Here is a 20,998-nt window from a genome sequence, read left to right on the forward strand (position 1 = left end):
GCGTAGGCGATGGTGCCGTCGGCACGGTGTTGGAACCACTCGGGGTGCTTGTCCACCCAGGGGTGGTCGGGGGAGCACTGCAGGGCGAAGTCCAGAGCGACTTCGAGGTGCAGGGAGGTGGCGCGGCGTACGAAGGCGTCGAAGTCGTCCAGGGTGCCCAGGTCGGGGTGGATGGCGTCGTGGCCGCCTTCGGGGGAGCCGATGGCCCAGGGGACGCCGACGTCGTGCGGGCCGGGGGACAGGGAGTTGTCGGGGCCTTTGCGGAAGGTGGTGCCGATGGGGTGGATGGGCGGCAGGTAGACGACGTCGAAGCCCATCGCGGCGATGGCCGGGAGGCGCTCGGCGGCGGTGCGGAAGGTACCCGACCTCGGGGCCTCGCCCTCGCGGACGACGGCGCCCTCCGAGCGCGGGAAGAACTCGTACCAGGACCCGAACAAGGCCCGCTCCCGCTCCACGAGCAGCGGCAACCGCTCCGACTCCGTGACGAGTTCGCGCAGCGGATGCTCGGCGAGGACCGCGTCCACCTCCGGCGTGAGGGCGGCGGCAAGCCGGGCCGCGACGGGGCGTTCCGCATCGCGCAGGGCCTCGGCGGCGGCGCGCAGGGTGGCGCGACGGCCCTTGCTCACCGGGGCTTCGGCCGCGGCGCGTTCGTGGAGGCGGGCGCCTTCCTCCAGGGCGAGTTCGGTGTCGATGCCCGCCGGTATCTTGATGTGCGCGTGGTGCCGCCACTGGGTGACGGGATCGCCCCACGCCTCGACGGCGTACGTCCAGTTCCCCTCCGCGTCCGGAGTGACGTCCGCGCCCCACCGGTCGGTGCCGGGGGCCAGCTCGCGCATGGGCGTCCATGGTCCGGGGCGCCCTTCCGGATCGCGCAGGACGACATTCGCGGCGACCGACTCGTGCCCTTCGCGAAAGACAGTGGCGGTTACCTGGAATGTCTCGCCCGCGACAGCCTTCGCGGGCCGCCGGCCGCCGTGCACGAGGGGCGCGATGTCGAGGACGGGTACGCGGCCGGTGAGGGTGCCCGGACGGGCGACGGGGTGCGGGTGCGGGTCCTGCGCATCGCGCGGGTGCTGCTGGTGCTGCTGGTCCTGCGGGTCTGTCCGGTCCTGCGGGTCCTGCGGGTCCTGCGGGTCCTGCTGTGGTGCCGGGGATGTCGGCACCCTTGTGGAGGACTTTCCCGAGGGCTTCGCCGACGGGCGAGTTGAGGGCATGACCGCTCCTGTCCGCGTTACATAAGTGGGGCGGATACGGGGGTGTGGAGGGGTTCAGCGACTGCGTGCCGCGCTTGTGGGGCCGTACTGAGCCGTGACTGACCGTACTGAGCCGTGTGCGTACCGGGGGAGCCTTCCCACCAACTTCGGGTGGGCAATCGGCTGCTTTGTTAACTACTGGTGCGTAAGGCCCCAAAAACAAGACGGTGTCCTATCGAGGGTGCTTCGGGATGGCGCCGGAGGCAAGGCCGCGCCGCGTATGAAGGGCGCGCACGCAGAACCGGCCCCGCCGAGTGCGGCGGGGCCGGTTCCGGGGTGCCTCGTGCGCTACGGGTTGTTGACCTGCAGCAACTTGTTCGGGGAGCCGAGGCCGGCGCCCGTCACCTTGCCCGGCGCCGCCCGGTCGGACAGCGCCTTGCTCACCTCGGCCGGAGTGGCCGACGGGTGATCGGCGAGATAGAGCGCCGCCGCGCCCGCCACGTGCGGCGAGGCCATCGACGTACCGGAGATGGTGTTGGTGGCGGAGTCGTTCGTGTTCCACGCGGAGGCGATGCCGACGCCCGGCGCGAACAGGTCCAGGCTGCCGCCCCAGTTGGAGAAGCTCGCCTTGGCGTCCTTGACGTCACTCGCGCCGACCGTGACCGCTTCCTTCACGCGGGCCGGCGAGAACAGGAACGCGGGGAGCCCGTCGTTCCCCGCCGCGACCGTGTAAGTGACCCCGGACGCGATCGAGTTGCGCACGGCGGCGTCCAGCTGGGCGTTGGCCGTGCCCCCGAGGCTGAGGTTGGCGACGGCGGGCTTCTTCGCGTTCTTCGTCACCCAGTCGATGCCCGCGATGACCTGCGCGGTCGTCCCCGACCCCGCGTCGTCGAGCACCCGGACGCCCACGACGTCCGCCTTCTTGGCGACGCCGTGGCTCTGGCCCGCGACGGTCGCGGAGACGTGCGTGCCGTGTCCGTTGCCGTCCTGCGCCGTCGCGTCGTTGTCGATGAAGTCCCAGCCGCTGCTCGCGCGCCCGCCGAAGTCCTGGTGCGACGTGCGGATGCCGGTGTCGATGACGTACGCCGTCACGCCCTGGCCCGATGAACCGGGCCCGGTGTAGGACTTGTCGAGTGGCAGATTCTGCTGGTCGATCCGGTCGAGACCCCAGGAGGGCGGATTCTTCTGGGTGTGGTCCAGGGACACGATGCTGTCCTGGACGACGGAGGCGACCTTCGCGTCGCCTGCGAGCTTCCTGGCCTGGTCCGAACCGGCCTGCACCGCGTATCCGTTGAGCGCGGTGCTGTAGGTGTGACGTATTTCCGCCCCGTACTTCGCGGCGAGGCCCTTGCCCGCGTCCGACGGGGCCTGGGTCCCGCCCTTGAGCGTGACGATGTAACTTCCGCTGATGGAACCGGGCTCCCCGGCGCCGAGTATCTTCCCCAGTGGGGCATCGGCGGGAGCGGCGTGTGCGGGCAGCGTGCTGGCCGAAAGCACCGCCGCCGTGGTGGCGGCGGTGACGGCTCCGGCCCACCGCAGACGCTTCGTTCGCGACAGAGTCATACGCTGGTTTCCCTCCCCAACTTGACGTGCGACTCGCGGAGTTGGAGCGGTCTGTGCCGGATTCCCCGTATCCTCCACGAGCGCCACTTGGCAGCCTCTCGTGCGGCGTGAGGCCCTACAAGACCACACGGCGTGGGGGAATCGGCCATACCGCCCGTGGGGGTGCTGTGAGGGTTGCGCCGATTTCCGGACGGATTCAGGATGCCTGCGATAGGTGCGGGCCCACGGGGTGACCGTCGGCAGGGCGACGTCCGTTTCCCGCCAGCCGACCAGCGAGGAAGCGGCCACGCTGAGGGCATGACCACCCAGCACGAAGCTTCCGCACCGGATTCCCTGTCCGTCCTGACCGGCATGTACGAGGCGGAGTCCCGCTACCTGGCGGCCGGTGGCCCCGGCACGGCCACGTTCGACCTGCTCGCCCCCTTTTTCGCCCCCGATGTCGTGATGCACCAGGCGCAGGCACTCCCGTACGGCGGCATCTGGCGCGGTCACGACGGCATGACCCGCTTCTTCCTCGCCATGGCCGAGGCGTGGGAGTCCTTCGAGATCGGCGAGCAGGAGTTCCTGGCCACGGGCGAGACGGCGGTCGTCCACACCCAGGTCCGCGCGAGGGCGCGCGCCACGGGGCGCGAACTCGCCTTTCCCGTGCTGCAGACGATCACGGTGCGGGACGGGCGGATCACGCGGGTGCGGCCGTTCTACTGGGACACGGCCGCGATCGTGGCGGCGATGGCACGGCCTTGAGGGCCGTGCTCCCCGTGCGCCGTGGTGACAGCGGCGGCGCACCGCTAACGTCTGTGCGGTACGGCGATACGCGAGGTACGAAAGCCCTGGCATACGCCCCGTCAGACGCTCCGGCAGAGGTGCACCGTGATGAAGGCCATCCGTCGATTCACCGTACGTCCCGCCCTTCCAGAACCCCTCACCCCGCTCTCGGAGCTGGCGCGCAACCTGCGCTGGTCCTGGCACACCGAAACCCGTGAACTGTTCAAGGCCGTCGACCCCGAGCAGTGGGCCGCGTCGGGCGGCGACCCCGTGCGGCTGCTCGGCAGTGTGCCGCCCGCGCGGCTCGCCCGGCTGGCCGACGACGGGCCCTTCCTGCGCCGCCTCGCCGAAGCCTCGGACGGGCTGCGGGAGTACGTCACCGGGGCGCGCTGGTATCAGGAGCAGGCCGCCGAGCGGGGCGGTGAACTGCCGTGCGCCGTCGCCTACTTCTCGCCCGAGTTCGGTATCACCGCCGCCCTTCCGCAGTACTCGGGCGGGCTCGGCATCCTGGCGGGCGACCACCTGAAGGCGGCGAGCGACCTCGGGCTCCCGCTCATCGGGGTCGGGCTGCTCTACCGGCACGGCTACTTCCACCAGTCCCTGTCCCGCGACGGCTGGCAGCAGGAGACCTACCCGGTGCTCGACCCGAACGAGCTGCCCCTCTCCCTCCTGCGCGAGGCGGACGGCACCCCGAGCCTGGTGGCGATCGCGCTGCCCGGCGGGCGTTCGCTGCGCGCGCACGTCTGGCAGGCCAGTGTCGGACGCGTACCGCTGCTCATGCTCGACTCGGACGTCGAGGGGAACGACCCCGGAGCCCGCGAGGTGACCGACCGGCTCTACGGCGGCGGCAGCGAGCACCGGCTGCTCCAGGAGATGCTGCTCGGCATCGGCGGGGTGCGCGCCATCAGGATGTACTGCCGGCTGAGCGGTCATCCCGAGCCCGAGGTCTTCCACACGAACGAAGGTCACGCGGGCTTCCTGGGGCTGGAACGGATCCACGAACTCGCCGCGCAGGGCGTGGAGTTCGACGCGTCACTGGAGGCGGTCCGGGCCGGTACGGTCTTCACCACCCACACCCCCGTCCCCGCCGGAATCGACCGCTTCGACCGTGAGCTGGTCGCCCGGCACTTCGGCCCGGACGCCGAGCTGCCCCGCATCGACGTCGAGCGGATACTGCGGCTCGGCATGGAGACGTATCCCGGCGGTGAGCCCAACCTCTTCAACATGGCGGTGATGGGCCTGCGGCTCGGGCGCCGCGCCAACGGCGTGTCCACCCTGCACGGCAAGGTGAGCCGCGAGATGTTCGCGGGCCTGTGGCCGGGATTCGACGCCGAAGAGGTGCCGATCGCCTCCGTGACGAACGGCGTGCACGCCCCGACCTGGGTCGCCCCCGAGGTCTTCCGTCTGGGCGCCCGCCAGATCGGCGCGCAGAAGACCGAGGACGCGCTGTCGGTGGGCGGCTCGGACCGGTGGGACGCGGTCGCCGAGATCCAGGACGCGGACATCTGGGAGCTGCGGCGTGAGCTGCGGGGGCAGCTGGTGACGGAGGTCAGGCAGCGGCTGTACGCGTCATGGCGCCAAAGGGGCGCAGCGAGCGCGGAGTTGGGATGGATCGACGACGTACTCGATCCGGACGTCCTGACGATCGGCTTCGCGCGCCGGGTCCCCTCCTACAAGCGTCTGACGCTGATGCTGCGGGACAGGGACCGGCTGATGGAGCTGCTCACGCATCCGGAACGGCCGATCCAGATCGTGGTGGCGGGCAAGGCGCATCCGGCGGACGACGGGGGCAAGCGGCTCATCCAGGAGCTGGTGCGCTTCACGGACGACCCACGGGTGCGGAACCGGATCGTGTTCCTGCCCGACTACGGCATGGCGATGGCGCAGAAGCTGTATCCGGGGTGCGACGTCTGGCTGAACAACCCCCTCCGTCCGCTGGAGGCGTGCGGGACGAGCGGGATGAAGGCGGCGCTGAACGGCTGCCTCAACCTGTCGGTCCTCGACGGCTGGTGGGACGAGTGGTTCGAGCCGGACTTCGGCTGGGCCATCCCCACGGCGGACGGGGCGGCGACGGACGACGACCGGCGGGACGACCTGGAGGCAGCCGCGCTGTACGACCTGCTCGAGCGCAGGATCACGCCCCGTTTCTACGAACAGGGACCCGGGGGCCTGCCCGACCGCTGGATCGAGATGGTGCGCCGGACGCTGACCCGTCTTGGGCCGAAGGTGCTCGCGGGGCGGATGGTGCGCGACTACGTGGAGCAGCTGTACGTTCCCGCCGCGCGGGCGCACCGCACGCTGGGCGCCGATGCCGCGGGGGAGCTCGCCTCCTGGAAGGCGCGGGTGCGTGCCGCCTGGCCGAGGGTGGCCGTCGACCACGTCGAGGCGTCGGCGACGGGTGCCACCGCCGAGCTGGGCGCCACGCTCTCGTTGCGGGTCCGCGTGCATCTGGGCGAGCTGACCCCGGACGACGTGGAGGTCCAGGCGATCGCGGGCCGTGTCGACCCCGAGGACGTCATCGCCGACGCTATCCCGGTGCCGCTGAAGCCGGTGGGCGGCCCCGACGCGGAGGGCCGCCGACTCTACGAGGGCCCTCTGTCCCTGGACCGCACGGGCCCGTTCGGCTACACGGTCCGCATCCTCCCATCCCACCGCCTGCTGGCGAGCGGAGCCGAGCTGGGCCTTGTCGCGGTGCCGTCGGAGGGGACGGGGGAGGCTGCGGGGGTGTTGTTGCGGTAGGGCGAAGGGTGAGCAGCTTCCGGCCGCCCGTCTGCCGTCGACCATGCTCCGGGCGGCCGCGGGAGCTGAGATCCGCCTTCGTGAGGCGCTGTCCAAGGCCATGAAGCAGGGACTCGACCCGAAGGGTGGCGTAATGGCCGCAGTCAATGTGCGGGCGGAAGGAAACGCGGCGCACAACACGATCAAGGCTCCGTGTGCCGCCCCGCGCTGGTCGGAATCGACCGACCGCGTGCTCAGAAAAACCGGCTGGTACCCGGAGCGTTCGGTGCCCACGGTCACCTGGGAAAGCATCCTGCGTGAGCGTGGTGGATTTGTGGCGCATGAGGCCGCGCAGCGATTCCTCGCGGAATTCGGCGGACAGCGCAATGACGGGTGGCCTGCTGGGCCGGATACGGCGAAGTCGCCGTTCCGGGGGGATCCGCTCAGGGCGCAGTGGGATCGTGAGACCTTTGACCGCTACAGCGCGGAAGCCGGAGTCGCGCTGTACCCCGTCGGGCAGGCCAACAACCGTACGAGCTATCTCGCTGTGGCCGAGAACGGTGCTGTCTACCTCGGTGAGGAGGAAATCCGTCTGCTGGCGCCGTCCGGGGACGAGGCGCTGGACAGGCTCGTTGGCACGCGCTGCAGTGGGTCCCAGCCGGGAGAAGTGACATGGGTTGCCCGCCCTGTCCGTAACCTCCTCGGCGACGAAGCGGTGGACGGGGACGGGGGGGACAGAGGACGCGGCGCGAACCTTCCTTGCCGAGTTCGGGGGAGTGGCTCTCGGGCGGGAGGACTTGGCGTCAGTCGGAGGGCGGGGGCGGGATTTCCGGATCGATCCTCTGTTGGCCAAGTGGGACTTCGAGATCTACCTGAGCATGACCGAAGGCGGTGAGGTCTACGTCGGTATGGATTACCCGAACCTACTTGCGGACAACGGCGACGAGGCGATGCGCAAGTTGATCCAAGGAATGAGGTAGCCGCCGAGGGGCGTCAGCAGCTGGCCGCCCTCGCGGCACCCAGGGGAAGGAAGCCCCCGGGTGCCGCCCCGGCAAAGAGAGTTAATTGACGTTGACGCCGGCCCAGGCCGCCGCCACGCCCTTGGCCTCGGCCGAGTCAGCGCCGTACAGGTCCGTCGCCGCCTTCAGGGTGCCCTCGCGGGCCGCCTTGTAGTCCGTCGTCGTGGTGAAGTACGACGTCAGGGCCTTGAACCAGATCTTCTCGGCCTTGTCGCGCCCGATGCCCTCGACCTTGGAGCCGTCCGCGGTCGGGGAGTCGTACTTGACGCCGTTGATCTCCTTCGCGCCGCTGCCCTCCGAGAGGAGGTAGAAGAAGTGGTTGGCGATGCCCGAGGAGTAGTGGACGTCTACGTTGCCCGCGTCCTCGCTCCAGTTGTCCAGGGAGTTGCCGTCCTTGGAGGGCTTGTCCATGTAGCGCAGCGGCGTACCGTCGCCGTTGATGTCGATCTTCTCGCCGACCATGTAGTCGGGGACGTCCTCGGCGTTCTTGGCGTTGAACTCGACCGCCGCCGCGAAGATGTCGGATGTGGCCTCGTTCAGACCGCCCGACTCACCGCTGTACTCCATGTTGCCGGTCGCGGAGGTGACGCCGTGCGTCATCTCGTGGGCCGCGACGTCCATCGACGTGAGCGGCTTCTTGTCGCCCTCGCCGTCGCCGTACGTCATGCAGAAGCAGCTGTCGTCCCAGAAGGCGTTGACGTACGCGTTGCCGTAGTGGACCCGCGAGGTCGCGCCCTTGCCGTCGCCCTTGATGCCCTCACGGCCGTGCACGGCCTTGTAGTAGTCCCAGGTCAACTGGGCGCCGTAGGCGGCGTCGACGGCGGCGGTCTGGGCGTCCTCCGGCTTTCCGGTGCCCCAGGTGTCGTCGTCGTCCGTGACGAGCTTGCCCTCGCCGCTCTGACCGTGCGCCAGGTCGTACGTCGAGTGGCCGCCGCGCGTGTCGTCGGTCAGGTCGAAGCCGCTCGCGCCCTTCTTCGAGCCGACCTCGACGTCACCGCTGTACTGGCTGTGGCCGGCGCCGTTCTCGATGGCCTGGTACTGGAAGAGCTTCTTGCCCGTGGCCGCGTCGGTGATGACGTGCAGCTTGCTGGGCGTGCCGTCCTTCTGGACACCGGTGACGACCGTCTCGTGGGCGAGGACCGGCTTGCCGGACGCGGCCCAGACGACCTTGCGCGGGGTCTGCGCGTCGGCCTTCTTGGTGTCGCCGGACTTGGCGGCCGTCGACTCGGCGGACTTCGCGGCGGACTTGGCGCCGACCTTCGCGGAGGTCGATGCGACCTTGATGGTGGCCTTGGCTGCCTTGGTCACGCTCTTGACCGCGCCGCTCTTCGCGGCGTGGACGACCAGGTCGCCGCCGAGGACGGGCAGGCCGTCGTACGTGCGCTCGTAGCGGGTGTGCGTGGTGCCGTCACGGTCCTTGACGACATCGCGTACGACGAGCTTCTCCTTGGCGCCGAGGCCGATCTTCTCGGCGGTGGCGGCCTTGTCCGCGTTCGCGTCCTGCAACAGGCCGGCGCGGGCCGTGGAGGAGAGTGCGATCGGCGCTCCGGAGGGCGTGGCTGCCCGGTCGGGCTGCGCGGAGGCTCCGGTGGTCAGGCCGCCCGCGAGCAGGGCTCCTGCGGCAACAGCGGTGGCTATGGCCAGCGTTGAGCGCTTCCGGGATATGTGGGGGGTCACGCATGCTCCTTCGGTGGGGGGCCCGGACGGCATGGGGGACTGTCCGGGCTGAAAGATGCGGTGCGGGTGTACTGGTGTGACTGTGCGAGGGAAGAGTGTCAGTTGGGCCAGGTTCATGTCAGGTACCTGGCCGCAGGTTGGCCAGAAATCGTCCGTTGAGCGATGGTCCATGTACGCAATGCGAACGGCGAGTTGAGCGGCGGCACGCGTCCTCGCACGTGGTAGCCCGTACGCATGGGTGCGCCGCTCCGGGGATTTGATCCACCCGGAGCGGCGCAGTCTGCATGTGCTCCCTTCAAGCCCGGTCGGGGCCTACGGGAACGTCAGCTTCCAGCTGTTGATGCGGCCGACGTCCTGCGCGGCCACATCCTGGACCTTCAGCTTCCAGGTGCCGTTGGCCACCTCGGACGAGGCGTTGACCGTGTACGTCTCCTGGATGTTGTCCGCCGAGTCGTTCGCACTCGAGTTCTTCAGGCGGTACGTCGAGCCGTCCGGGGCCACCAGGTCGACGACCAGGTCACCGCGCCACGTGTGCACGATGTCGACGCCGACCTTGAGCGCGGCGGGCGCGTTGCCCGTGCGGCCGGTGACGTTGACCGACGAGGTCACGGCGGCGCCGCGGTCCGGAATGGCGACGTCGGTGGTGTTCTCGAAGTCGGTGCCACCGCCGCCACCGGGACGCGCTCCGACGTTGACGCCGGCCCACGCGTGAGCCACCGCGTTGTACTCGGGGCTGCTGGTGCCGTACAGCTCACCGGCGACCGCGAGGGTACCGGTGCGCGCCGCCGCGTAGTTGGTGGTCGTGGTGAACTTCGTCGTCAGCGCCTTGAACCAGATGAGCGACGCCTTGTCACGACCAATTCCGGCCACGGGCAGGCCGTCCGAGGTGGGCGAGTCGTACGAGACGCCGTTGATCACCTTGGCGCCGCTGCCCTCGCTCAGCATGTAGTAGAAGTGGTTGGCGACACCGGACGAGTAGTGCACGTCGATGTTGCCGATGCCCGAGTACCAGGAGTCCTTGGACGCGCCGTCCTTGGAGGGCTTGTCCATGTAGCGCAGCGGCGTGCCGTCGCCGTTGATGTCGATCTTCTCGCCGACGTAGTAGTCGCCCTTGTCCTGCGCGTTGTTGGCGTGGAACTCCACGGCCGCCGCGAAGATGTCGGACGTCGCCTCGTTCAGGCCACCGGACTCGCCGCTGTACGTCATGTTGCCGGTGGCGGCCGTCACGCCGTGCGTCATCTCGTGGGCCGCCACGTCGATGGACGTCAGGGGCTTGGCGTTGCCCGCGCCGTCGCCGTACGTCATGCAGAAGCAGGCGTCGGACCAGAACGCGTTGACGTAGTTGTTGCCGTAGTGGACCCGCGAGTACGCGCCGACGCCGTCACCGCGGATACCGGAACGGCCGTGCACGTTCTTGTAGTAGTCCCAGGTCAGTGCGGCCCCGTAGTGGGCGTCCGCGCCCGCCGTCTCCAGGTTGGACGCCTGGCCGTTGCCCCACACGTCGTCCGGGCCCGAGAAGAGCGTCCCGGTGCCCGACGTGCCGCGGTTCAGGTTGTACGTCTTGTGGTTGCCGCGACCGGTGTCGGTCAGGGTGTAGTTGGACCCCGACTGCGCGGTGCCCAGGGTGACTTGACCGCTGTACTGGGTGTTGCCCGTGCCGTTCTCGATGCCCTGCCACTGGAAGAGCTTCTTGCCGGTTGCCGCGTCCGTGACGACGTGCAGCTCGTTCGGGGTGCCGTCGTGCTGCAGCCCGCCGACCACCGTCTCGTACGCGAGAGTCGGCTCGCCCTTGGCCATCCACACGACCTTGCGCGGCTCGCGGTCCGCGTCGGTCTTCTTCGACCCCTCGGCCTTCGCCGCGCCGAGCGCCTGCTTCTCCGCGGTCGACGCCTTCACGTCGGCGCTGGTGTCGACGCCCTTGAGCTCCGCCTTCGCGGCCTTGGTGACGCCCTCGGTCTTCCCGGACTTCGCCTCGTCGACGACCAGGTCGCCGCCGAGGACGGGCAGGCCGTCGTACGTGCGCTCGTAGCGCGTGTGCGTCGTGCCGTCGCCGTCCTTGGTGACGTCACGGACGACGAGCTTCTCCTTGGCGCCGAGCCCCAGGTCCTTGGCCGTGTCCGCCTTGGTGGCGTTGGCGTCCTTGAGGAGCGCCGCACGCTGGGCGGGGGTGAGCTTCACGGGCAGGGAACCGGGGTCGGCCTTGCCTATCTTCGCGGCGGCCGGCGTCTTGGCCTGCGATATCGCGGGGTCGTCGGCGGATGCCGGGCCCGTCTGGAAGGCCACCGCGATGAGGGCGGCGACGGCGGTCAGGGCGCCCGCGGCGGTGGCGCGTCTGTGGGAGGCAGGTCTGTGAGAGGTGCTTCTCAACACGGACTCCTTCTGCGTGGCCGCGGGATACGCGGCCAGGGGGACCGGTCGGCGCGGTCGTGCCGTCCGGGCAGAACAAGGCAGAACGTGGAGCAGGGCGGAACGTGGAGCTGGGAATCGAGGGGAAGAGTGGCACCGGTGCGCTCTGTTTGTCAGGAGTGCGTCAAGAGTTGGCCGGAAATGGTCCGCTGCCCGGTGGGGCACGTTCGATATACGGAGGGGTCGCTCGACGCGAAGGGCTCCGGATTGTTCGAGGAGAGCCCGGCGCCGGCGCGCGGAGCGGCGTGGCTGATTCCGCACCCCGGGCAGGCACACGAAAGCCGGCCTGGAGCGCTGCGTCGCTCCAGGCCGGTGTGTGCGGGGCCGCTGCTCAGAAGTCGTAGGGCTTCGTGGTGTTCCAGTTGGTGACCTCGGCGTCGGACCAGGTGAACTCCGACGACGCGCCCTCCTCGTCGAAGGCCCCCGTCTCGACGCCCGGGCCGGTGTCACCGATCTGGTCGCGCAGGGCGATGGAGAGGTCCGCCGACGTGCGGGTGCCGTCGTTGTCGGTGAAGAGCGCCACGGCGGAGTAGACCCGGCCGCCGGGCTCGACCGTGATCCGGGCGGTGCCGCCCGGGGCGTCCTTGGACGAGTGGGGCAGGACGTTTGAGGTGTCGCCGAGCATCACCGAGGGGAGCGAAGTGACCCAGCAGGACGTGGAGTCGGTGTTCGTCGCGGTGATCAGGAGGTGCTCGCCCTGCTCCGCGGGGAAGCGGTGCACTACCGAGTAAGAGATCGCGTCGCCCTCGCACGGCTGGCTCCTGGCGGCATGGGCCGGGGCCGCCTCGCCCGCGCCGGAACCGGACGTCTTGGCGCTGTCGGCCGCCGCCGAGACCTCCGTCGTCGCCGTCTCCGACGCCTCCTCGGAGCTCTTCGTGCCTTCGGCGGTCGTGACGCTCCTGCTCCCCCCGGCCTTCGAGCCGCTGCCGGCGCTGTCGGAGCCGCCACAAGCGGTCAGGGACAGGGCGAGCGCGGCGGTGGCGGCGGCGAGGCCGGTGGCGCGGATCCGGATCGTACGCATGCTGAGGTTCCCCCGTGCGGTGGTGGGTGCGGGACGGCTGCTGGGTGCGGAACGTGCTGGTCGTTCCCGCTGTCGACGCCACTGTGTCCACCGTGGCTGGCGTTCAGCTCATGCCTGACTGACGTCTCGCTGACGCGCCGTTCCGCGGGCGGCCGGGACCACTTCGAGCTGGGCCGCGATTTCCCGCAGGCACGCCGGCTCCAGGGCGGCCAGTGGGGCGATGACGTCCTCGGTGAATCCGTGGGCCAGGGAGCACTTGACGAGGTCGACGCGCGGCGGGGAGGTGACGGCCGCGGCGAGGGCCAGACAGGAGGCGGCGTCGTCGTCCTGGAGATCGTCGATGAGAGGGAGGGCCTCGGCCACGAGGCCTGCGTCGAGCATTGCCCTGACCAGGTCGGTGAGGACGCCATCGGACAACACGTCGCTCAGCCGGCGGGCTTCCGCGTGGTAGCGGTCCCACAGCTGCAGGCGGACGACTGCCTCCTGCGGCACGGTGTTCGTCCCGTAGCCGGCGCCGGTGACCAGGACGGCGTTCCGCAAGGTGTCCAGCAGGCGGGTGCCATCCTCGGTGAGACCGGTGGCCCGGCAGGCCGCGGTCAGCCAGGGACGGGCCCAGAGGCCCTCGGCCGACAGCACCTCCAGGTCTGCGCTCGCGGCCAGTTGAGCCGTGATGTCGCGGCACAGGGGCTGGTGCCCGGCGTCGCACATCTCGACGATCATCTCCGCCGCAAGTTCCTGAGAGCGGGCCAGGTCCTGCGGGGAACCGCCGGGCACGGGCAGGGCCGTTTCACGGATCAGGGACATCGCCGAAGGGATGTCGTCCGACAGCAGGTGCGCACGCAGTTCGAGTGTGCGGCAGGGGAGGTCGGTCCCGGCGAGCGGGCGTGCCAGATCGAGGGCCGCTTCGGCGTGCCCCGCGCGCACATCGAGGGCCGCTTCGACGTGCCCCGCGCGCACATGGAGGGCGGCGAGATCGCGAGTGACGCGCGTCAGCCAGCCGGCCGCGCTCGGGTCCGTCGACTCCTCGATGCCTTCGGTCACTTCGGCGATGAGCAGGTCGAGGTCGGTCGGGCGGCGCTCGCCGTGTGCGACGACGGCCCTGGCGGCGTCCAGCAGGATGTCGAGGCGGTCGAGCTGATCCGCCTCGTGCTCCGCCGCGATACGCAGGGCGTGGTCGAGCTGGCCGAGTCGGGCGGCCGCGCTTGCCACAACCCGCGCATCCCACGCGACAGGGTCGTCGTCGGTGTCCCGCAGCACCGTGTGAAGGGCCAGTTCCAGGGCCTCAGTGGCCAGCTCCGTCTCTCCGGCGGCGTCGGCGGCCCGGGCGAGGGCCGCAAGGACGGTGGGCGGCGGCGTGTTCCTGGTCTCGTCGAGAGCCGCCTCCACCTCGCGCACCACGGGAGCGGCGTCCTGGGGCGTGTCCGAGTCGAGCAGCGCCAGGGCGATCTCCGCTAGGCGGCCCGCGCGGAGGGAGGGGGTGGTGATGTCCCGGGCCACGGAGACGGCGAGCGAGAGGTGGCCGTTGGCCAGGGCGGACGTCGTGGCTCCGGAGAGCAGCTCGTCGGAGGACCCGAGGCCGGGCCGCCTGGGATCGATGCCGTGGGAGGCGAGGGCGGCATACGCGAGCTCGACGAGATCGGGACCGAGATCGGGACCGAGATCGGGACCGAGATCGGGACCGAGATCGGGACCGACCCCGGGACCAGGAGCGACGTCGGCCGAGGGCGAGGGCGAGGGCGAGGCCGAGGGCGAGGACAAGCCGGGCAGCGCGAGCAGGCGGCGGGCGGTGTCCTCGTCCTGGTAGGCGGCCGACTCCACGATCTCGGAGGCGGTGAACTCATCGTTCAGGGCGGTGAGGAGCACCTCGGGTACGGTGCGACGGCCCCCCTTGGCGAAGTGCTCGCCGCAGGCGGTGAGGAGGGCTTGCTTCCTGCCGTCCCGGTCCAGGTCGGCGAGGTGCTGGACGAGGCGGTCGAGGTCGCCGAGCACGGTGAACGCCGGCGCGAGGAGTCCGCAGAAGTCGGGGCGGTCCTCGGCGTCGGCGTCTGCGATGGCCTCCTCGATGAGACGCCGAGCGAGCGCCGGATCGATCTCGGCCAGTGCCTCGGCGGCGGTGGTGAGGGACCAGCCTCGCTCGTCGCCGCTCCCGGTGATGGCTTCGCGAGCGAGATCGGCGGCGCCCGGTTCGCCGTGCCGCGCGAGCGCGAGGGCCGCGCGGACCGTGTGCGGCATCCGCTCCAGGAGCAACCGTCCCGGTACGGCCATGGCTTCGTGGATGAGGCTTCGCGCCTCGGCAGGCCGGCCGGCCAGCAGGTGCTCGCCGATCACCAGCAGAGCGTCGGCCTGCACGTAGGCGTTCTGGGGGGTACGGGCGAACTGGATTCCCTCATCGGCTCGGCCGAGGCGTACCAGCAGCAGCGGATACGTGGAGGGCATGGTGAAGTTGTCGTCCTCGATGCGCTTACGGAGCAGCGACACCCGCGTCAGCAGGGTGAGGTCGCAGTCGGGGGCCGCCTCCAGGAGCCATGCCGCGTTCGACAGTTCGGACAGTGCGGCCAGCTCGCCGTCGGTCCGGTGGCGCAGCAGTACGCGGCGCGCGGGGGAGGCCAGGGCCGCCAGCGTCCGTCCCGCGCCTTCGGTCTGCAGGAGGGTCGGGTACGCCTCGGTCAGGTAGTCCGGGGTGTCGTCGGGCCAGCCCGCCGCGGCGAAGCCGAGCGCCCAGCCGTCGATGTCCGCGCGGGCCTCGGTGAACTCCTCGGGTTCCAGGTCCTCCTGGACGGCGGCGGCCAGGGTGTCGTGGGCGAGGGTGTACCGGGTCGGCGTACCGGGGCGCGGCTCCACCACCCGGGAGAGCCCTCGTTCCAGAATCCTGCGGATCGCCGGCGCGGAGCCGCCTGTGATCGAGGCGATGTCCCTGCCGCTCAGCGCGCCGCCGGCGACCGTCAACGTGGTCAGGACGGTGCGCGGGGCCGGCTCGGCCAGTACGTGATCCAGCTCCTGGCGGGCGCGCAGGAGCAGGCTCGCCGCCGCGGGGAACGGTGTCAGGACCTGGCGGCGGCAGGTGCGCAGCGGGTGGCTGCCGTCCACGTCGAGCGGCACGTCGAAATGGCGGCTCGTCACCAGGACGTGTGCCGCGCGGCCGAGAGCGGTCGGGAGCTGCGCGGCGATGCTGGGCTCGGCCAGCTCGCGGTGGTCGTTCTCGTCCAGGCCGTCGACGAGCAGCAGCAGGGAACGCCCGGGGATACGCGTCGCGCGCTCCCAGAGGCTGAGGAAGGCGGCCGCGTCCGGTTCGGCGGGCGGGAACTCGCCCAGCAGCGAGGCGAGTTGATCGCACAGGGCCCGGTGGAACTGCTGGACGCGCATCTGTCCGTCGCGCCGGGAGATCACGAACGACACCACGTCGACGCCGGGGTGGGGTTCCGAGGCGAAGCGGGTCACCAGCGAGGTCTTTCCGGCCCACGGGCCGGCGACGAGCATGAGACAGGGGTCCGGCCCGGTCGCGAACTCCAGCAGACCGGCGAGTTCCTGTTCGCGGCCGGTCAGTTCGGCACACCGGTCCGCGTACTGGCGCAGCAGCGCCTCGTAGGCCGGACGGCGCCGCTCCTGCCCGCGCAGATGCTTTGGTACGACGCCGTGCGAGGCCAGCAGCTCACGTGCGGCGTCGGCACTCGGCTCGGGCTCGCGTTCACCTTCCGCGCGCGGCTCGTACGCCCCGATCACAGCTGCCAGCCGCACGGCCTCGAGACCGCCCGAGGGGGCCGACTCCACGACGACGCCGACAGCCGACCCCTCGCAGACGACACCCGCGCCCGAGAAACCGCTCCAGTCGCGCGCCTCCAGGCGGCGGCCATCCGCCCGGTTCAGCAGCAGGCGGCCCCGCTTCACACTCGACCCGAGCGGGATCACCCCGTCGATCTGGTCGCTGTCACGCCAGGTCGCCGCGTCCGTGTCCGTCCAGCTCCGATGGCGAGGGAAACCGATGGCGGTGAACGGAAGCCGTCCGTCGGCCTCGTCCGAGACCACCGCGACGGACATCGGAGCGACCCCGTCGAGGGGTGTGTCCGGCACGAGTTCGACCAGCGCGACATCGAGCCGGACGCCTCGCCACACCGTCCGGCCGGTGACGACGATCTCACCGGGGGAGCACCCGGGCAGCCGCACCCTGACCGGCCCGCCGCCCTCGACCACATGCCCGGCCGTCACCACCAGGGACGTCGCGAGCCGCAGCCCCGAGCCGTACCCGGTGCCGCCGTCCCGCTCGACCATGACCTCGGCGCACCGCCCGGTGAGCGAGTCCACCACGGGCCTCAGCGCGGGAGGTCGGGCAGCCGGTCGCCGACGGACAGCGGCCGTCCCGCGTCGTCGGTGGGCGTCAGGGTCATCCGCACACGCTGTGTCCGGCCGCCGCCGCGCTTGCCGTCGACGCCCGCCTCGACCACCCACAGCTTCACCCCGCCACGCCCGCCCGCCTCCCGCGTCATCGTGACCTCGAACTCCAACTCCACGGAGCCGACACCGAACTTGACCCCGCGGCCCGCGCCCTCCTGCTGCGCCGTCTCCAACTGATCGCGGAGTACGCGGATGTACTCGGCCAGGGGCACGCCGTCGGGGTCGCTCATCAGGTGCCGCCTCCACGTATGTCGATGTCCACGAGTCTGCCAGGCGCTGCTTTCGTTCGTACGCGAACCGGCATCCATCCACGGAAGCCGCGCGGCGCCCTACCCCACCACACTGTCCCGCCACGCCCGATGCAAGTCGGCGAACGACCCCCTCCCGGCGATGAGTTCGGCCGGGGCGCCGTCCTCCACGACACGCCCGTGCTCCATCACGAGCACCCGGTCCGCGATCTCCACCGTGGAGAGCCGGTGGGCGATCACCACGGCGGTCCGCCCGCGCAGCACCGTGTGCATGGCACGCTGCACGGCCCGCTCGCCCGGGATGTCGAGCGAGCTGGTCGCCTCGTCGAGGATCAGCACCGCCGGGTCGGCGAGCAGTGCCCGCGCGAAGGCGACAAGCTGCCGCTGACCTGCGGAGATACGGCCACCCCTCTTGCGTACGTCGGTGTCGTAGCCGTCCGGCAGTGATGTGATGAAGTCGTGGGCGCCGATGGCCCTGGCCGCGTGCTCGATGTCCTCGCGGGTGGCGTCCGGGCGGCCGATGGCGATGTTCTCGGCGACGGTCCCGGAGAAGAGGAAGGCCTCCTGCGTGACCATGACCACGCCGCGCCGGAGCTCCGCGTTGGCGAGGTCGCGCAGGTCGACCCCGTCGAGCAGGACCCGGCCCTCCGTCGGGTCGTAGAAGCGGGCGAGCAGCTTGGCGAGCGTCGACTTGCCCGCGCCGGTGGAGCCGACGACGGCGACGGTCTGCCCGGCGGGCAGCGTCAGGTCGAAGCGGGGGAGCACCTCGCCGCCGGTGCGGTAGGCGAACCGCACGCCGTCGAAGTCCACCTCGCGGCCCGGGTGTTCGGAGGCGAGGGCGGGAAGTGGCCGGGCCCGGTCGGGGTGCGGCTCGGGCACGGAGGGGGTCTGGGCGAGCAGCCCCGCGACCTTCTCCAGGGAGGCGGCGGCCGACTGGTAGGAGTTCAGGAACATCCCGAGCCGGTCGATGGGGTCGTACAGGCGCCGCAGATACAGCACCGCCGCCGCGAGGACGCCGAGCGCGAGGGTGCCGTCGGTGACGCGGTAGGCGCCCCACAGGACGATGCCGGCGACGGCGGTGTTGGCGACGAGCCGGGAGCCGACCACGTAACGGGCCATCTCCAGCATCGCGTCGCCGTTCGCCCGCTCGTGGTGGCGGTTGAGCACGCCGAACTCCGCCTCGTTGGCGTGCTCGCGCCGGAAGGCGCGGACCGGGCGGATGCCGTTCATGGTCTCGGCGAACTTCACGATGACGGAGGCGATCGCCGTGGACCGCTTCCCGAAGAGGGGGCCCGCGCGACGCTGGTACCGGCGTACGAGGAGGTAGAGCGGCACGAAGGACACCACCGCCACGGCGCCGAGACTCAGGTCGAGCCAGAGCAGCATCGCCGAGATGTAGACGAAGGACAGGATGACGGTGATCAGCTCCTGCAGCCCCTCGCTGAGGAGTTCCCGCAGCGATTCCACGTCGGTGGTGGACCGGGAGATGAGCCGCCCCGAGGTGTACCGCTCGTGGAAGTCCACGCTGAGGGCCTGCGCATGGCGGAAGATCCGCCCGCGCAGATCGAGCAGCACGTCCTGGTTGACGCCGGCGGAGGCCACGATGAACGCGTACTGGAACGCGCCGGACGCGCCCGCACAGAGCAGATAGCCGACGCCGATGGCGATCAGGGGCCCGTAGTCGTCGGCCCGGACGGCGGGCACGCCGCTGTCGATGGCGTACGCGACGAGAAGCGGCCCGCCCTGCACGGCGGCCTGCTGCAGCAGAAGCAGCACGGCCGCGAGAACGACGCGCCCGCGCAGAGGCGAGAGCAACGAACGGAGCAGGGTGGAGGTGGCGCCGGGGGGCGCGGGGAGGGCGTCCTTGTCGAAGTGGTCGGTGGGTTCGCCGCCCGCCGGCCCGCCGGAGCCACCCGGCGCGTCGCGCTCGCCGCTCGCTGCGGGCCCTCCGGGTAGCTGCTCGCGGGGGGCGCGGGTTTCGTCCGGAGCCGTGGTCCGTGACGCCGGTGTCGAAGCGGTCATCGCACGACCTCCCCCTCCGCGGACGTGGGGTCCGCTTCCGTCTGCCCGTCCGCGGACGCCCGGTCCGCTTCTCCTGTCGCGGGAGCGACTCCCGCTCCCGACATGAGCCACGCGTACTCCGCGTTTCCCCGCAGCAGTTCCTGGTGGGTGCCCACCGCGGTGATCCTGCCGGCCGACAGCAGGGCGACGCGGTCGGCGAGCAGCACTGTGGAGGGGCGGTGGGCCACCACCAGGGCCGTCGTGTCCTTCAGGACGCGGCGCAGGGCCGCTTCCACCAGGGCCTCCGTGTGGACGTCCAGTGCCGAGAGCGGATCGTCCAGGACCAGGAAGCGCGGGCGGCCCACCACCGCGCGGGCCAGCGCGAGGCGTTGGCGCTGGCCGCCGGAGAGACTCAGGCCCTGCTCGCCGACCTGCGTGGCCGTGCCCTGCGGGAGCGCGTGGGCGAAGTCCGCCTGGGCGACTTCGAGGGCGCGCTCCAACTCCGCTTCCCCCGCGGCCTCTTCGGCTCCCATGAGTACGTTCTCGCCCACTGTCGCGGAGAACAGCGTCGGCTCCTCGAAGGCGACCGCCACCAGTGTGCGCAGCCGCTCCCGGTCCATCTCCGCGATGTCCTCGCCGTCCAGCGTGATGCGGCCCCCGCTCACCTCGTGCAGCCGGGGAACAAGCGCCGTCAGCGTCGTCTTGCCGCTGCCCGTCGCGCCGACGAGGGCGAGGGTCTCGCCGGGGTGTATGTGCAGGTCGATGCGGTCGAGCGCGGGCGGCGCGTCGGCAGGTGCGTCCGGGTAGCGGAACTCCACGCCGTGGAAGCGGATTCCGCTCGCCACGGAGCCCCCGCCGGGGGACGCGACCTCGGTGGAGGATTCCGGCTCCGCGTCCATCACCTCGAAGTACCGCTCCGTGGCCGTCGCCGATTCCTGGCTCATCGCCAGCAGGAACCCGATCGACTCCACCGGCCAGCGCAGCGCCAGCGCAGTGGAGAGGAAGGCGACCAGCGTGCCCGTCGACAGGCCGCCGTCCGCCACCTGCACCGTCCCAAGGACGAGCGCCGCACCGATCGCGACCTCGGGCAGCGCCATGATCACCCCGTTGATCGCCGCGAGCAGCCGTGCCTTGGCCAGCTCCGTGCCCCGCAGCGTGTGCGAGAGCTCGTGGAACGCGCGCGCCTGACTGCGGTGGCGGCCGAAGCCCTTGATGATGCGGATGCCGAGCACGCTCTCCTCGACGACCGTCGTCAGATCACCGACCTGGTCCTGTGCCCGCCGCGCCACGGCCATGTACCGGCCCTCGACGTACGCGCAGACGATCACCAGCGGGACCAGCGGCGACAGCAGCACGAGCCCGAGCGCCCAGTCCTGCGCCAGCAGGATGGCCATGCCGACCACGATCGTCGTCCCGTTCACGACCAGGAACGTCAGCGGGAAGGCGAGGAACGTCCGCAGCAGCATCAGATCCGTGGTGCCCCGCGACAGCAGCTGGCCGGAGGCCCACCGGTCGTGGAAGGCCACGGGAAGCCGTTGCAGATGGCGGTAGAGGTCAGCCCGCATCGCCGCCTCGACCGAGGCGAGCGGCCGCGCCACCAGCCACCGCCGAAGACCGAAGAGCAACGCCTCGGCGACACCGAGCAGAAGCAGCAGCAGGGCCCCGAGCCACACCCCTCCCAGGTCCCGGTCCGTCACCGGCCCGTCCACGAGCCACTTCAGTACGAGGGGGAAGACCAGGCCCGTACAGGAGGCGAGGATGGCGACAAACGCCGCGCTGAACAGGCGAGTTCGCACGGGACGGACATACGGCCACAGCCGCAGCAGCGTCCGCGCCGCGGACCCGCCGCCGGCCCGTCCCCCGGAGGGCTCCTCGGCCGCTTCCTTGGTCTGTGCATCTGGTTTCGGCATCACGAGCGAGCCTACGGACGGCCACTGACAGAGCCCACCGAGTTTTGGCCCGTTGCTGGTCGTCCGCTGGTCCTACTACCGGGCCCGA

The 20,998-nt window shown here is 71.0% G+C and carries 12 protein-coding genes and 1 pseudogene; 4 read left to right on the plus strand and 9 right to left on the minus strand.

Annotated elements, in window-relative coordinates:
• Together ACZ5WE_RS26285 and ACZ5WE_RS26290 are read right to left on the minus strand one after the other, a co-directional pair.
• Nucleotides 1-1,214: maltotransferase domain-containing protein (locus ACZ5WE_RS26285; protein WP_467693213.1), on the minus strand; the 1,214-nt coding region annotated here is incomplete at its 3' end.
• 327 nt (nt 1,215-1,541) lie between these two features.
• On the minus strand, nt 1,542-2,756 hold the full coding sequence (locus ACZ5WE_RS26290) for a S8 family peptidase (RefSeq protein WP_467693211.1): 1,215 nt from the start codon (nt 2,754-2,756) through the stop codon (nt 1,542-1,544).
• A 297-nt stretch (nt 2,757-3,053) separates the two neighbouring features.
• On the opposite strand from ACZ5WE_RS26290, the gene ACZ5WE_RS26295 reads away from it, so the two are divergent.
• The 4 genes and pseudogenes from ACZ5WE_RS26295 to ACZ5WE_RS26310 all read left to right on the plus strand — a co-directional run bounded on the left by ACZ5WE_RS26295 (nt 3,054) and on the right by ACZ5WE_RS26310 (nt 7,219).
• Complete coding sequence (locus ACZ5WE_RS26295) at nt 3,054-3,500, plus strand: nuclear transport factor 2 family protein (RefSeq protein ID WP_467693210.1); 447 nt, start codon at nt 3,054-3,056, stop codon at nt 3,498-3,500.
• A 129-nt stretch (nt 3,501-3,629) separates the two neighbouring features.
• Nucleotides 3,630-6,260: an alpha-glucan family phosphorylase gene (gene glgP / locus ACZ5WE_RS26300; RefSeq protein ID WP_467693208.1), complete on the plus strand. Its 2,631-nt coding sequence runs from the start codon at nt 3,630-3,632 to the stop codon at nt 6,258-6,260.
• Nucleotides 6,261-6,393: 133 nt separating this feature from the next.
• A pseudogene (locus tag ACZ5WE_RS26305) lies at nt 6,394-6,861 on the plus strand (SUKH-3 domain-containing protein); the annotation flags it as partial.
• Between the two features lie 55 nt (nt 6,862-6,916).
• Nucleotides 6,917-7,219 carry a hypothetical protein gene (locus ACZ5WE_RS26310; RefSeq protein WP_467693235.1) on the plus strand — a complete coding sequence of 101 codons (303 nt, stop codon included), beginning with the start codon at nt 6,917-6,919 and terminating at the stop codon, nt 7,217-7,219.
• A gap of 81 nt (nt 7,220-7,300) precedes the next feature.
• Here ACZ5WE_RS26310 and ACZ5WE_RS26315 read toward each other — a convergent pair whose 3' ends face one another.
• From ACZ5WE_RS26315 to ACZ5WE_RS26345, 7 genes are all read right to left on the minus strand, one after another.
• The gene (locus ACZ5WE_RS26315; protein WP_467693207.1) at nt 7,301-8,935 is read right to left on the minus strand and encodes a M4 family metallopeptidase; all 1,635 of its coding nucleotides are present in this window, start codon (nt 8,933-8,935) and stop codon (nt 7,301-7,303) included.
• A 312-nt stretch (nt 8,936-9,247) separates the two neighbouring features.
• The gene (locus tag ACZ5WE_RS26320) at nt 9,248-11,305 is read right to left on the minus strand and encodes a M4 family metallopeptidase (RefSeq protein ID WP_467693206.1); all 2,058 of its coding nucleotides are present in this window, start codon (nt 11,303-11,305) and stop codon (nt 9,248-9,250) included.
• Between the two features lie 367 nt (nt 11,306-11,672).
• The gene (locus ACZ5WE_RS26325) at nt 11,673-12,362 is read right to left on the minus strand and encodes a DUF4232 domain-containing protein (protein ID WP_467693204.1); all 690 of its coding nucleotides are present in this window, start codon (nt 12,360-12,362) and stop codon (nt 11,673-11,675) included.
• 108 nt (nt 12,363-12,470) lie between these two features.
• Nucleotides 12,471-16,664: a trypsin-like peptidase domain-containing protein gene (locus ACZ5WE_RS26330; protein WP_467693202.1), complete on the minus strand. Its 4,194-nt coding sequence runs from the start codon at nt 16,662-16,664 to the stop codon at nt 12,471-12,473.
• A gap of 5 nt (nt 16,665-16,669) precedes the next feature.
• Nucleotides 16,670-16,981, minus strand: coding sequence for a trypco2 family protein (locus ACZ5WE_RS26335; RefSeq protein WP_467693200.1), 312 nt, complete (start codon nt 16,979-16,981; stop codon nt 16,670-16,672).
• 99 nt (nt 16,982-17,080) lie between these two features.
• Nucleotides 17,081-19,021 (minus strand): ABC transporter ATP-binding protein, encoded by a 1,941-nt coding sequence (locus tag ACZ5WE_RS26340; RefSeq protein ID WP_467693198.1) that lies wholly within the window; start codon nt 19,019-19,021, stop codon nt 17,081-17,083.
• Nucleotides 19,018-20,910, minus strand: a complete 1,893-nt coding sequence (locus ACZ5WE_RS26345; protein WP_467693196.1) for an ABC transporter ATP-binding protein — start codon at nt 20,908-20,910, stop codon at nt 19,018-19,020. Before ACZ5WE_RS26345 ends, ACZ5WE_RS26340 begins: the two co-directional genes overlap by 4 nt.
• Nucleotides 20,911-20,998 lie beyond the last annotated feature (88 nt).

The organism is Streptomyces sp. NPDC033180, assembly GCF_055577645.1.

Bases quoted from the DNA above. Each gene is read 5' to 3' on its own strand.
- ACZ5WE_RS26345 (WP_467693196.1), bottom strand. From the start codon at position 20,910: ATGCCGAAACCAGATGCACAGACCAAGGAAGCGGCCGAGGAGCCCTCC.
- ACZ5WE_RS26340 (WP_467693198.1), bottom strand. From the start codon at position 19,021: ATGACCGCTTCGACACCGGCGTCACGGACCACGGCTCCGGACGAAACC.
- glgP (WP_467693208.1), top strand. From the start codon at position 3,630: ATGAAGGCCATCCGTCGATTCACCGTACGTCCCGCCCTTCCAGAACCC.
- ACZ5WE_RS26295 (WP_467693210.1), top strand. From the start codon at position 3,054: ATGACCACCCAGCACGAAGCTTCCGCACCGGATTCCCTGTCCGTCCTG.
- ACZ5WE_RS26290 (WP_467693211.1), bottom strand. From the start codon at position 2,756: ATGACTCTGTCGCGAACGAAGCGTCTGCGGTGGGCCGGAGCCGTCACC.
- ACZ5WE_RS26325 (WP_467693204.1), bottom strand. From the start codon at position 12,362: ATGCGTACGATCCGGATCCGCGCCACCGGCCTCGCCGCCGCCACCGCC.
- ACZ5WE_RS26335 (WP_467693200.1), bottom strand. From the start codon at position 16,981: ATGAGCGACCCCGACGGCGTGCCCCTGGCCGAGTACATCCGCGTACTC.